At 70.8% G+C, this 12,153-nt stretch carries 10 protein-coding genes; 5 read left to right on the top strand and 5 right to left on the bottom strand.

Annotation, left to right across the window (positions count from 1 at the left end):
• Positions 1–107: 107 nt before the first annotated feature.
• Positions 108–593, bottom strand: coding sequence for a nucleoside deaminase (locus tag ABZ848_RS29370; RefSeq protein ID WP_360836712.1), 486 nt, complete (start codon positions 591–593; stop codon positions 108–110).
• 39 nt (positions 594–632) lie between these two features.
• Positions 633–1,832 carry an MFS transporter gene (locus ABZ848_RS29365; RefSeq protein WP_360836710.1) on the bottom strand — a complete coding sequence of 400 codons (1,200 nt, stop codon included), beginning with the start codon at positions 1,830–1,832 and terminating at the stop codon, positions 633–635.
• Between the two features lie 57 nt (positions 1,833–1,889).
• On the opposite strand from ABZ848_RS29365, the gene ABZ848_RS29360 reads away from it, so the two are divergent.
• Genes ABZ848_RS29360 through ABZ848_RS29350 form a run of 3 tightly spaced genes read left to right on the top strand, consistent with a single transcriptional unit; the run spans position 1,890 to position 4,058 of the window.
• Complete coding sequence (locus tag ABZ848_RS29360) at positions 1,890–2,264, top strand: MerR family transcriptional regulator (protein WP_360836709.1); 375 nt, start codon at positions 1,890–1,892, stop codon at positions 2,262–2,264.
• A gap of 40 nt (positions 2,265–2,304) precedes the next feature.
• Entirely contained in the window at positions 2,305–3,081 is a 777-nt protein-coding gene (locus tag ABZ848_RS29355) for a GNAT family N-acetyltransferase (RefSeq protein WP_360836707.1), read from the top strand.
• A 53-nt stretch (positions 3,082–3,134) separates the two neighbouring features.
• On the top strand, positions 3,135–4,058 hold the full coding sequence (locus tag ABZ848_RS29350) for an NAD(P)-dependent oxidoreductase (protein ID WP_360836705.1): 924 nt from the start codon (positions 3,135–3,137) through the stop codon (positions 4,056–4,058).
• 366 nt (positions 4,059–4,424) lie between these two features.
• Here ABZ848_RS29350 and ABZ848_RS29345 read toward each other — a convergent pair whose 3' ends face one another.
• Complete coding sequence (locus ABZ848_RS29345; RefSeq protein ID WP_360836703.1) at positions 4,425–4,688, bottom strand: GlsB/YeaQ/YmgE family stress response membrane protein; 264 nt, start codon at positions 4,686–4,688, stop codon at positions 4,425–4,427.
• Between the two features lie 285 nt (positions 4,689–4,973).
• On the opposite strand from ABZ848_RS29345, the gene ABZ848_RS29340 reads away from it, so the two are divergent.
• Positions 4,974–6,407 (top strand): hydrolase, encoded by a 1,434-nt coding sequence (locus ABZ848_RS29340; protein WP_360836701.1) that lies wholly within the window; start codon positions 4,974–4,976, stop codon positions 6,405–6,407.
• On the opposite strand, the gene ABZ848_RS29335 is transcribed toward ABZ848_RS29340, so the two are convergent.
• Entirely contained in the window at positions 6,394–9,129 is a 2,736-nt protein-coding gene (locus ABZ848_RS29335) for a sugar-binding domain-containing protein (protein ID WP_360836699.1), read from the bottom strand. The two genes, ABZ848_RS29340 and ABZ848_RS29335, sit on opposite strands and share 14 nt — an antisense overlap.
• Positions 9,130–9,233: 104 nt before the next feature.
• The gene (locus ABZ848_RS29330; RefSeq protein ID WP_360836921.1) at positions 9,234–10,418 is read right to left on the bottom strand and encodes an ROK family protein; all 1,185 of its coding nucleotides are present in this window, start codon (positions 10,416–10,418) and stop codon (positions 9,234–9,236) included.
• Positions 10,419–10,570: 152 nt separating this feature from the next.
• On the opposite strand from ABZ848_RS29330, the gene ABZ848_RS29325 reads away from it, so the two are divergent.
• On the top strand, positions 10,571–12,025 hold the full coding sequence (locus ABZ848_RS29325; protein WP_360836697.1) for an APC family permease: 1,455 nt from the start codon (positions 10,571–10,573) through the stop codon (positions 12,023–12,025).
• Positions 12,026–12,153 lie beyond the last annotated feature (128 nt).

Here is a 12,153-nt window from a genome sequence, read left to right as displayed (position 1 = left end):
CTCCCCCCGCTGGATCGGAGGAGACCGGAACGTCCACCGGGTCTGGTACTTCCTAGATCGTAGGCATACCGCCAAACAGGTGCATCTCGGGATGAATCGGCAAGAGGTCAGATCGTCGGCAGATGGAAACGCCGGTGCAGTGCCCGCACCTCCTCCGCGAGTTCCGGCACCGGCCCTTCCACCGCCACGCCCGGCGCCACCTCGTGCACCGGCAGCGTCCGCACCGGCGGTGCCGGCACGCCCAACTCGGCCAGCCACTGGGACAGTTGCTCCGAGGAGGCGACATACACGATCCGCCCCAGGCCCACCCAGGCGTGGGCGGCCGCGCACATCGGGCAGTGCTCGCCGGACGTGTACACCGTGGCCGCGGCCCGCTCCTCCGGGGTCAGGTGGGCTGCGGACCAGCGGGCCAGCTCGAACTCGGGATGCCGGGTGCGGTCACCGGAGGCGACCCGGTTGTGGTCCTCGGCGAGCACCGCCCCGTCCGCGCCCACGAGCACCGACCCGAACGGTTCGTCCCCGGCCTCCAGCGCCTCGGCCGCCAGCTCGACGCACCGGCGCAGATACGGCAGTTCGATGTCCCGCACGGCCATGAAGCACCCCTTGTCGCCAGATGATCTTCGCGCCGAAGCCTACGACTCCCGGCGCACCGCCGGGAAGGCATGCCGGCGTGCCACGGCCACGGTGACGAGGGCGCCCGCGACGAGCGGCAGTGCGGTCCAGGGCAGTGCCCCGGCGCCCAGCTCGTCCAGCACGATCCCGCCGGTCAGCGAGCCCCCGGCGATGCCCGCGTTGTACACGGTGGTCTGCAGCGAGGTCGCCAGGTCCGCGTGGGCAGGGCCGGAGGCCTCGACCAGCGCGGTCTGGATCAGCGTCGGCGCACCCCCGAAGGCCAGCCCCCACAGGGCGACCGCACCGAGCAGCACGACGGGCGAACCGGCGTACAGACCGAGCGCGAGCATCACGGCGGCGCACAGTGCGAGCGCGGCGAGCAGAGTGAACCGCAGACACCGGTCGACGAGCACGCCCGTGATCCAGATCCCGGCGACCGTGGCCACTCCGAACACCAGCAGCACCACGTCGGTGCGGCCGTAACCCGCGTGCGCCGCGAAGGGGGCGATGTACGTGTACATCACCTGGTGGCCCAGGAGCAGGAACAGTGTGACGGACAGGATCGCCCGCAGACCTGGCAGCACCGCCACCCGCGCGAGCGGCACGCGCGCGTGCCGCGGCTCGCCGGGAAACCCTGGCACCCGCCACCGCACCCAGCCCACCAGCAACAGCGCGAGCCCGGCCAGCGTCCCGAACGCTGCCCGCCAGCCCAGCGCCCCGGCCAGCGCGGTCCCCGCGGGCACGCCGAGCGACAGGGCCAGCGTGATTCCGGCGAGCACCACGGCGATCGCCCGCCCGCGCCGCTCGGCCGGCACCATCCGGGCCGCGTAACCGACGAGCATCGCCCACATCAGGCCGCCCATGCAGCCGGCCAGCAGTCGTGCCGCGAAGGTGAGGGGGTACGACGACGAGAGCGCGACCACCGTGTTGGCGACGGCGAATCCCAGCAGCGCCCCGGTCAGCACCCGGCGCCGCGGCAGCCCGCGCAGCCACGCGGTCAGCGGGATCGCGGCCACGAAGGAGGCGGCCGCGTAGCCGCTGACCAGGAACCCGACCCGCGCCTCGGACACCCCCAGCGCCGGAGCCATCCGGGGCAGCAGACCGGCCGGGAGGAGTTCCGTCAGTACGGCGGTGAAGGCGGCCGTGGACAGGGCCAGCAGCCCGGACCAGGGGAGGGACGCGGGCATGGCGGTGCCCTTGACCATGGATGCGGTGGACATGCGACCATGCTCGAACCTTCACATCAGTGTGAAGGCAAGAGCTCCCGGGAGGCGGTCATGAGGATCGGCGAACTCTCCCGCCGCACCGGCGTCCCCACCAGGCTCCTCCGCTACTACGAGGAGCAGCGGCTGCTCGGCCCGGACCGCACGGACAACGGCTACCGCGACTACGGCGAGGCGGCGGTCAGGGACGTCCAGCAGATCCGCGGGCTGCTGGACTCCGGGCTGACCACGGAGATGATCCGCGCGATCCTGCCGTACCTCTCCGGCCCCGACGAGATCCTCCTGCCCGCCGACCGCCTCACCGACGAGACCGCCGCCCTCCTGCAGGCCCACGTCGACCGCATCCAGTCCCGCATCGACTGCCTGGCCCGCAACCGAGACCGCCTCACGGCGTACCTGGCGGCGGTCCGGCCCGGCGAGGCGCCGTAAAGCTGTTGCCCCTGTCGGCCCCGGCTGCTGGAGTGAGCGCATGGATCATGTCGGCGTGCTCGCCCTCTTCGACCGTGACATGCGCGAAGGCGCCCAGCCGGACGGCTCCGACGCGCGCGTCGAGCGGGTCGGCGGCGTGGTGCGGCACGTGTCGTCCGAGCAGGGCTGGAACGCCGTCCTGTGGTCGGACCTGGACGAGACGGGCGCGGACGCGGCGATCACCGAGCAGATCGCGTACTTCACCGGCCTCGGCCTGGAGTTCGAGTGGAAGCTGTACGGCCACGACCGGCCGGCCGACCTCGGCGAACGACTGAGGAGCGCGGGATTCACGGCCGAGCCCGAGGAGACGCTGATGATCGTCGAGGCCGCCGCCCTAGACCTCGACGCCGAGCCGCCCGAGGGCATCCGCATCCGGCCCGTCACCGACGCGGCGGGCGTCGACCTCGTGGCCGACGTACACGCGAAGGCCTTCGGCACCGACTCCTCCCGGCTCCGCCACCAACTGCTCGCCCGGCTCACCGGCGAGCCGGACACGGTGCTCGCCGTGGTCGCCCTGGCCGGTGACGAACCGGTCAGCGCGGCCCGCATGGAACTCGTACCCGGCACCCGTTTCGCCGGGCTGTGGGGCGGCGGCACCGTCGAGGGCTGGCGTGGCCGCGGGGTCTACCGGGCCCTGGTCGCCCACCGGGCCCGCGCCGCCCAGGAGCGCGGCTGCCGCTACCTCCAGGTCGACGCCTCCAGCCAGAGCCGTCCCATCCTGGAACGCCTCGGTTTCCAGCCCCTGACCACGACGACCCCGTACACCTACACCCCCTGAACCGCGTCCCGCGGCGATGTCACATCCGCGGCCGCCCGATCCGTCGCATGGTCATGACGACGAACCGGAAGAACCAGAGCATCCTCCTCGCGGGCGCCAGCGGCGTCCTCGGCGGACACATCACCCGCGCGCTCACCGAGTCCGGTCACAAGGTCACCGGACTCGGCCGCGGCAGGGCGAACGGCGTCAGCGCCGACCTCATGGACCGCGACGCACTGCTGCGCGCCGTCGACGGACAGCACTTCGACACCGTCATCCACGCCGCGACCGCCCTGCGCAAGGCGCCCATGCGCCACAAGGACATGCACGCCACCAACGCGCTGCGCATCGACGGCACCGCCCACCTCATCGAGGCCGCACAGGCCACCGGCGCCCGCCGCTTCGTCAGCGAGTCCATGGTCTTCGGCTACGGCTACGGGGACTTCGGCGACCACGTGATCACCGAGGACGCGGACCGCTTCGGCCCGCCCGGCACCACGGCCGAGCTCGAACGGCACGTCGAGGGCATGCGCATCAAGGAGCAACTCACCCTCGGCGCAAGCGACCTCGAGGGCATCGCCCTGCGCTTCGGGCTGTTCTACGGCCCCGGCGGCACCGAGGCCATCCTCCCCATGCTGCGCAAGCGCCAGCTGCCCGCCCCCGACGACCACGGCCGGGTCCTGCCCTGGATCAACCTCCTCGACGCGGCCGGCGCGGTCGTCGCCGCCGTCGAGCGCGGCCGGCCCGGCCAGGCGTACAACGTCACGGACCGCACCCCGCTCGGCTTCCGCGCCCATGTCCTGTGCGTGGCCGAGGAGTTCGGGGTGCCGAAGCCGATGACCGTGCCGCGCTGGCTCACCCGGCCGATGTCGTACGCGTACACGATGATGTCGACCAGCATGCGGGTGTCCTCGGCCAAGGCCGAGCGGGAGCTGGGCTGGACACCCCGTTACGCGTCCAGCCGCGAGGGGCTCGCCGCGCTGGCGGGCCGGGGTTGAACGGGCAACAGGGGCCGTTCGGGCCGGACCTGAAGGCCGAACGGCCCCGTGCCACGGCCCGCCGCGGCTGCAAACCTCATCGGTGGACCCGTGCCGCCCGGGAACGGCCTCCCGCAGCACCCGACTCTCCCGCTCGGGGTGCTCGGTCGAGGCGGCAGGCCCGCCGATTGCCCAGGGGAGCCGCGTCGGCGGGCCTGACTCCGGGTCCTCCCGCTACCGGAGACGGTAGTCCGGCACGAGGGTATGCGGAACGCGGAATTCGGCAACCGCCCGCAAGGCGCCGAGCAGCGACGACCGCGCCCGGGCGAGGCACACGAAGTCCTCGCCCAGGCCCGAAACGGTCGCCGGGCCGGCGCCGCCGCCGTGTCAGCGCCGCACCCTGCTCCGGTCGAGCGCCGCGATGCCCAGTGCGGCGAGACCGATCTGAATGAGCCACTCGATCCAGTCGACGCCCTTGGTGTCGGCGACGTCGAACGCGTTGGCGATGGCCGCGCCGATCAGTGCGGCCACGATGCCGACCACGATCGTCAGCAGGATCCCGATGTGCTGGCGGCCCGGCACGACCAGCCGGCCCAGCACACCGATGACGATGCCGATCACGATGGCACTGATGATGCCCGTAATCTCCATCTCCGCCCCTCTTCGTCAGGACCCCCGCACTAACCGGATGCCCCCTGGAGAGGGGGACAGTCCGTTCCGTTTCAACCAAGGGTCAACGCCGGGCAATGTCGGGCCCGGTGGGCCTGGTGATGCCTGTTCAGCCATTGTTCTGCCATGTACGGTTCAACCGTTCGGTCGCGCGAGTATCGTGCAACCGAACATCTACGCGCGCAGATCTGTCACCCGTCTACGCGCGTAGGTCTGGTCCTGCACCCGCACCGCTTCGTTCCTCAACCCCACTCGGAGGTACGCCGGATGCCCACCCGCTCCAGACCCCGTCACCGACTCACGACGGCCTTCGCCGCACTCGCACTGCTCACCACCGGCGGTGCCCTCCAGGCCAGTGTCGGCGCCACGTCGGCCCACGCGGCCACCACCTACAACATCCTGTTCGACGACGGCCACGCCGAGGAGGCCGGCAACGCGGACTGGATCATCTCCACCAGCAAGCCCGACCCGCTGTCGGAGGATTCCTCCCCGTCCTCCGAGACGGACTGGACCGGCGCTCTCTCGTCGTGGGGCGTCGACCTGCAGAAGACCGGCGGCTACAGCATGAAGACCGCCACGAGTGCCCTCACCTACGGCGGCAGCTCCACCACCGACCTCTCGAAGTTCAACGCTCTCGTACTGCCCGAGCCCAACACGCTGTTCACCACCGCCGAGAAGACGGCGATCATGAACTTCGTGAAGGCCGGCGGCGGTCTGTTCATGATCTCCGACCACACCGGCGCCGACCGCAACAACGACGGCTACGACGCCGTCGAGATCTTCAACGACCTGATGACCAACAACAGCGTCGACTCGACCGACCCGTTCGGCTTCTCCGTCGACACCCTGGACATCAGCTCCGGCTACCCGGCCGCGATCAGCGACAGCACGGACCCGGTGCTGCACGGCTCCTTCGGCACGGTCACCAAGAGCCTGATCGCCGACGGCACCACGGCCACCCTCAAGCCCGCCGACAACTCCAGCGTCAAGGGCCTGCTGTACCGCAGCGGTTACTCGGGCAACACCGGCGCCTTCTTCGCGACCTCCACCTTCGGCAGCGGACGCGTCGCCTTCTGGGGTGACACCTCGCCCGTCGACGACGGCACCGGCCAGTCCGGCAACACGCTGTACGACGGCTGGAACGACTCCGGCGCCACCAACGCGCCCCTCGCCCTGAACGCCACCGAGTGGCTGGCCGGAGCGAGCGGCAGCAGCGGCGGCGGTGGTGGCGGGGGCGGTGGCGGCACCTGCACCGCCGCCCAGCTCCTGGGCAACCCCGGCTTCGAGTCCGGCAACACCACCTGGACCGCCAGCAGCGGCGTCATCACCAACTCCAGCAGCGAGGCCGCCCGCACCGGCTCCTACAAGGCCTGGCTCGACGGCTACGGATCGGCCCACACCGACACCCTGTCCCAGTCGGTGACCATCCCGTCCGGCTGCTCCGCGACCCTCAGCTTCTATCTGCACGTGGACACCGCGGAGACCACCACCAGCACCGCCTACGACAAGCTGACGGTCACCGCCGGATCCACCACCCTGGCCACCTACTCGAACCTCAACGCGGCCTCCGGATACGTCCTGAAGTCCTTCGACGTCTCCTCGCTGGCCGGCACCACCGCCACCATCAAGTTCACCGGCGTCGAGGGGTCGACCCTCCAGACGTCCTTCGTCATCGACGACACCGCGCTCAACGTGAGCTGAGCCGACCGGACGGTTCCGGCGCCCCCGCCGGAACCGTCCGCTCCGCCGTGTTCCAGCCGGAGACCCTGACGGCCGGCGCGGAACCGCGCAGATCCGCCGTCCGGTAGGTGACGGTCAGCGTCGCCGACTCACCCGGCCACAGACTCACCTCGTTGTCCGACCACTGGACCGGCAGCACCGGCCGCCCCTTCGCGTCCACGAGATGGACGTCGGTGAGCAGCGACGGCGTCATCCCGCTCCCGGTGTTGCGGAGGGTCACGGTCGTGGTGGACGTGCCGCCCGAGGACGCCGTCGACGCCGTGGCCGAGACCGGCACCTGCGCCATCGAGGCCAGCCCCTTCAGATCGGCGTAGCTCGTCGTCGGCGTGTAGTACCAGTCGGTGTTGGCCCAGTCGAGGGTGTCCGGCCTGGTCGACAGCCAGTAGACGTTCCGGCTGACCTCCCTGCCGGAGCCGTCGGTGAGGGTGAGGCGCAGCAGATACGTCGTCGACAGGCCGCTCACCGACGCGGGCAGCGTGAGTGCCGTGCTGTGCGCGCCGTCGCCGCTCACCTTGAGGCCGCTCACGGTCCTGTCGTACTTCTGGGTGCCGTCGGGGTTGAACAGGGTTGCCCTGGCCGTCAGTTGGGAGGCGGCCGGGTGCCGGTTGTTCACGACGACCACCGTGCGGTCGTCGTAGGAGTACTGGACGTGCAGCGGTTCGTTCGCCTTCTTCGCCCCGAAGTAGGCGCCGCCCTGGTCGAGATGACGGTCCATCAGCTGCCAGTGCAGCGAGGTCCAGCCGCTGTTGAACATCCAGTGGACGACGCCGGTCGAGGGCTTGGCCGAGTCGGTGGCGTTGCGCTCGTACGCCTCGAACTGGGCGCGGACGTTCTCGTACTGGGCGAGCTGGGCCTTGCGGACGTAGTCGGTGAGGCTCGTGGGGGAGCCGTAGCGGCCGGTCAGGGCGTTGTCGTAGAGCTTGAGGGTGCCGAAGGTCGAGGACGGGGAGCGGTGGTACTGCTTGGCGTTCGGGTCCTTCCAGAGGGTGTCGAGTTCGGCCGGGGTCATCATGCGGCGCAGGGTGTCGAGGGTGGGGATGTCGGGGCCCGCGCTGGTCTCTGAGTTGAAGCCGGTGGCGCCGCCCTCGCGCTTGGCGTACCAGTAGTTCGGCGGGATCCAGTCGTACGGGCCTGTCATCTTCATGCCCGAACTGCCGGACTGCGGTGAGGAGTTGTCGGAGGCGGCGGCCACGACGGGGGTGTTCCAGTCGGCGGCCTTCAGGGCGTCGAGGTAGTTCTTCTCGATCGTCGCGTCCGGTGCGAAGTCGCTGCCGATGAGGAAGGAGACGACGCTCGGGTGGTCGCGCAGCCGGGCGGCCTCGGCGGCCATGGACGCCTTGGCGACCGGGTAGTCGGAGGCGGTCCACTTGTCGCCGGACTCGCTCCCGTTGACCTGGCCCTCCCACTTGTCGCAGCACTCCCAGCCGGGGAGCGTCACGATGCCGTAGCGGTCGGCGAGGTCGAAGAACTCGTCCGGTTCCAGGTGGCCTTCCAGCCGGATGGTGTTGAGGCCCAGGTCGAGGGCGTACTTCAGGCGGTCCTCGACGTATGTCCGGTCCCAGCGCAGGAACTCGTCCGGGGACCAGCCGCCGCCCTTGATCAGCAGCCTGCGGCCGTTGATCCGGTACTGGCGGGCGCCGTCGGAGTTGAGCGGCGCCCGGACGTCACGGATGCCGAAGGTCTCGTGCGCGGTGTCCGAGGCGGTGCCGGAGACGGTGGCGGTGAGGTCCAGGTCGTAGAGGGGCTGGCCGCCCATGCCGGCGGGCCACCAGACCTTCGGCGAGGTGACGTGAAGGCCGGGCGTGTCGGACGGGGTGAAGGTGACGGTCTTCGTCTCGTGCGCGGCGAGGGTGACGGGCTTCGCGAAGGTCGTCTTGCCGATGCTGCCGGAGACGGTGGTCGTCACCGGCGCGTCGGAGTCGTTGCGGGCCTGCGCCTTCACGGTCAGGTCGGCCGAGGCCAGGGAGGGCACGTCCAGCCTGGTCACCACGTGGGCGTCGCGCAGGGCGACCGGGCCGCCGCGGTGGACCACGACATCGCGGACGATGCCCATGTTCTCGTCGGGCGGGGGCTGGAGCCAGTCGATCCAGCCCATGGTGAGGTTCTTGTTCGGGTCATTGGGCTGGATCCGGAAGGCGACGGTGTTGGTGCCGGAGCGGACGAGCGACGTGACGTCCAGCTCGTGGTGGGTGTAGGCGCCGGTCACGTCCTCGGTCGTGGCGACCTGCTTGCCGTTGACGTAGACGTCGGCCGCCGAGATCACCCCGCTGAAGTCGAGGTAGGTGCGTTCGGAGGTGTCGGCGACCGTGAAGTCCGAGCGGTACCACCAGGGGACCTGGAAGTCGGCCTTCGGGATCTTCTGCTGGTTCGTCGAGTAGAAGGGGTCGGCGTAGACGCCGTTCGCGAGCAGTGCGGCCAGGACCGTCGAGCGGGAGCCGGTCGGGTACCAGCCGCTCGCCGGATAGCCGGGGGAGGAGACGTCGGACGCCGGGGCGGAGACCTTGGCCGTCGACTGGACGGCGAAGCCGGTGAGGGCGGTCGCGCTGCCCGGCGCCGAGGGGACCCGGGTCGGCCGCTCGCGCGGAGCGGGCCGGTCGTCGTGGTCTGCGGCCCAGGAACCGGCGGTCAGGGAACCCAGCAGACCGAGGACTGCCGCGGCCGTGGCGAGACGCTGTCCGTTCACGGAGTCTCCAGCCCCTTCGTAAAGTTAGGAAACTTTACTAACGGCGGTCACGGTAAGGGGGCGAGTGGGGCCTGTCAATCACCGCGACCCGTGGGCGAGTTGGTTCAGGACGTGGCCGACCGGCGCTCGAACACCACGTCACGGGCCGTCCCGAGCGCCGTCGCCACCGCCCCGAGCAGCACCGCGTCCTCGCCGAGCCGGCTGGGTACGACCTTCGGCCGCAGCGGGGTGAGCGCCCGGAGGTTGTCGCGCACCGGCTTCAGCAGCAGGTCCACGCTGTGGCCGACCCCGCCGCCCAGGACCACCAGATCCGGGTCGAGCACGGCGGCGGCCGCCGCGACCGTGTGCGCGATCCGCTCGCCCTCCAACTGGACTGCCTTGACCGCTGCCTCGTTGCCCTGCCGGGCCGCGTCGAACACGGCCTTCGCGGTGAGCTGCCCGCTCATCCCGAACCGGCGCGCCGTCTCCACCACGGCCACCCCCGACACCGCGTCCTCAAGCCGCTCCGGCTTCTGCTGCCCCGGCCACGGCAGGAACCCGATCTCCCCGGCCAGCCCGTGCGCCCCGGTGAACAGCCGCCCCTCGCTGACCACACCCATGCCCAGCCCGGTGCCGATCAGGATGTACGCGAACAGCCGGCTGGCCGCCCCGACCCCGTACGTGTACTCGCCGAGCGCCGCCAGATTGGCGTCGTTGTGCACCTCCAGCGGGACGCCCAGCTCCTCCCGCATCCGGTCGAAGAGCCCGGCACGCCCCCAGCCCGGCAGATGCATCGCGTACCGCACCCGGCGCTGCTTCTCGTCGTACACGCCCGGCGTGCCCACCACCGCGTGCACCACCTCCTGCGGCGCCACGCCCGAGCCGGCGACCACCTGCCGGGCCGTCGCCACCACCAGGTCGGCCATCGCGCCCGAGCTGCGTGCCCGGTTGCGCACGTCGGAGCGGGCGACGACAGCGCCGTCCAGGTCGGCCACCGCGACCCGCAGCCAGCCGCGGCCGACGTCGACGCCGAGGACATGACCGGCCGCCGGGTCCGGTGCGTACAGGACGGCCGTGCGGCCCCGCTCGGGGGCGTGTGTACCGACCTCGTGGACCAGCCCCGCCGCCTCCAGTGCGGCGAGCGCGCTGGACACCGTCGGCTTGGACAGGCCGGTCTCGCGGGCCAGTTGGGCGCGCGAGGCGGCACCCGCGGCCCGCAGCCGGTCGAGGAGCAGGCGCTCGTTGGTGCTGCGCAGCCGCTGACGGTTCCAGGGCCGGCCCTGCTGCTCTGCGACGTCGGCGGCGGTCATCACACCATTCTCACGCACGCGGGCTCCCCTCTTGACGCATCAAGTAAGGCTCCTTAACTTTATCGGCCAGTCAGCCACCGGATACCGGCCCGCACGCCGTACGTCGACTCTTCGCCCTCCTCGTACCAACGCACCCACCTCCAGGAGCCCCCATGTCCGGTAGCCCGCCGCCCACCGGCGGCTTCGTCCGCCGCGTCGGCCTGTTCCAGGCCACCGCCATCAACATGAGCCAGATGTGCGGCATCGGCCCGTTCGTCACCATCCCGCTGATGGTCGCCGCCTTCGGCGGCCCGCAGGCCGTGATCGGCTTCATCGCGGGCGCGGTCCTCGCCCTCGCGGACGGCCTCGTCTGGGCCGAGCTGGGCGCGGCGATGCCCGGCTCCGGCGGCAGTTACGTCTATCTGCGCCAGGCCTTCCAGTACCGCACCGGCCGGCTGATGCCGTTCCTGTTCGTGTGGACGGCGATGCTGTTCATCCCGCTGATCATGTCCACCGGCGTGGTCGGCTTCGTCCAGTACCTGGGCTATCTGGCACCCGACCTGACCCAGACCCAGGGCGACCTGATCGGCCTGGGCATCGTCGCCCTGGTCGTCCTCCTGCTGTGGCGGGGCATCGAGAACATCGCCCGGATCACGGCCGTGATGTGGGCCGTCATGATCACCTCGGTGGTGCTGGTGATCCTGGCCGCGGCGACCGACTTCAGCGCCGACCTCGCCTTCACCTACCCGGCGCACGCCTTCGACCTCGGCTCGAACCACTTCTGGCTGGGCTTCGCCGCGGGCCTGACCATCGGCATCTACGACTACCTCGGCTACAACACCACGGCCTACATGGGCGCCGAGATCAAGGACCCGGGCCGGGTCCTGCCGCGCTCGATCATCTTCTCCGTCCTCGGCATCATGGCGATCTACCTGCTCCTCCAGATCGGCACCCTGGGCGTCATCGACTGGCACCGCATGACGGACGCGAAGGACATCGCCTCGACCTCGGTCGCCTCGGCGGTTCTTGAGAAGACCTGGGGCAAGGGCGCAGCCGACACGGTCACCGTCCTCATCCTGATCACCGCCTTCGCCTCCGTCTTCACCGGACTGCTCGGCGGCTCCCGGGTGCCCTACGACGCTGCCCGCGAGCGCGTCTTCTTCCGCCCCTACGCCAAGCTGCACCCCAAGCACCGCTTCCCGATGCTGGGCCTGGCGACCATGGGCGTGATCACGGCGATCGGCTTCCTGATCGGCCGCCACACGGACCTGGCGACCCTGATCCAGCTCCTGACGACCGTGATGGTGATCGTCCAGGCGCTCTCCCAGATCATCGCCCTGACGGTCCTGCGCAAGCGTCAGCCGACGCTGAAACGGCCGTACCGGATGTGGCTCTACCCGCTGCCGAGCATCATCGCCTTCGTCGGCTGGTGCGTGATCTACGGCTACGCGGACAAGAACTCGCCGGGCCGCCATCCCATCGAGTGGTCGCTGGCCTGGCTGGCCCTCGGCTCTGTCGCGTACGTCCTCTGGGCCCGCTTCGAGAAGGTGTGGCCGTTCGGCCCGAAGGAGATCACGGAGGAGTACCTGACACCGCGGGGCGCGGACGCGGAACCCGCCGACGCGTGAACGCGGCGCCGCAACTGCCGTATCTGCGCTAGAGTTTCGGCAACCTTGGGCCTCCCCGGCCGGACCGCGCGTCCGCCGGGGAGGCTTTTCGCATTTCCGCAATCCGGTCGAATCTCTCGCAGGGGAGC

This window comes from Streptomyces sp. NPDC047081 (assembly GCF_040643775.1).
GTDB lineage: Bacteria > Actinomycetota > Actinomycetes > Streptomycetales > Streptomycetaceae > Streptomyces.
The sequence above is the reverse complement of the archived record's forward strand: the minus strand, read 5'-3'. Positions and strand labels throughout refer to the sequence as shown.

What these genes read in the sequence shown, in the direction of transcription:
- ABZ848_RS29370 (WP_360836712.1), bottom strand. Translation starts at nt 593, where the DNA reads ATGGCCGTGCGGGACATCGAACTGCCGTATCTGCGCCGGTGCGTCGAG.
- ABZ848_RS29365 (WP_360836710.1), bottom strand. Translation starts at nt 1,832, where the DNA reads ATGTCCACCGCATCCATGGTCAAGGGCACCGCCATGCCCGCGTCCCTC.
- ABZ848_RS29360 (WP_360836709.1), top strand. Translation starts at nt 1,890, where the DNA reads ATGAGGATCGGCGAACTCTCCCGCCGCACCGGCGTCCCCACCAGGCTC.
- ABZ848_RS29355 (WP_360836707.1), top strand. Translation starts at nt 2,305, where the DNA reads ATGGATCATGTCGGCGTGCTCGCCCTCTTCGACCGTGACATGCGCGAA.
- ABZ848_RS29350 (WP_360836705.1), top strand. Translation starts at nt 3,135, where the DNA reads ATGACGACGAACCGGAAGAACCAGAGCATCCTCCTCGCGGGCGCCAGC.
- ABZ848_RS29345 (WP_360836703.1), bottom strand. Translation starts at nt 4,688, where the DNA reads ATGGAGATTACGGGCATCATCAGTGCCATCGTGATCGGCATCGTCATC.
- ABZ848_RS29340 (WP_360836701.1), top strand. Translation starts at nt 4,974, where the DNA reads ATGCCCACCCGCTCCAGACCCCGTCACCGACTCACGACGGCCTTCGCC.
- ABZ848_RS29330 (WP_360836921.1), bottom strand. Translation starts at nt 10,418, where the DNA reads ATGACCGCCGCCGACGTCGCAGAGCAGCAGGGCCGGCCCTGGAACCGT.
- ABZ848_RS29325 (WP_360836697.1), top strand. Translation starts at nt 10,571, where the DNA reads ATGTCCGGTAGCCCGCCGCCCACCGGCGGCTTCGTCCGCCGCGTCGGC.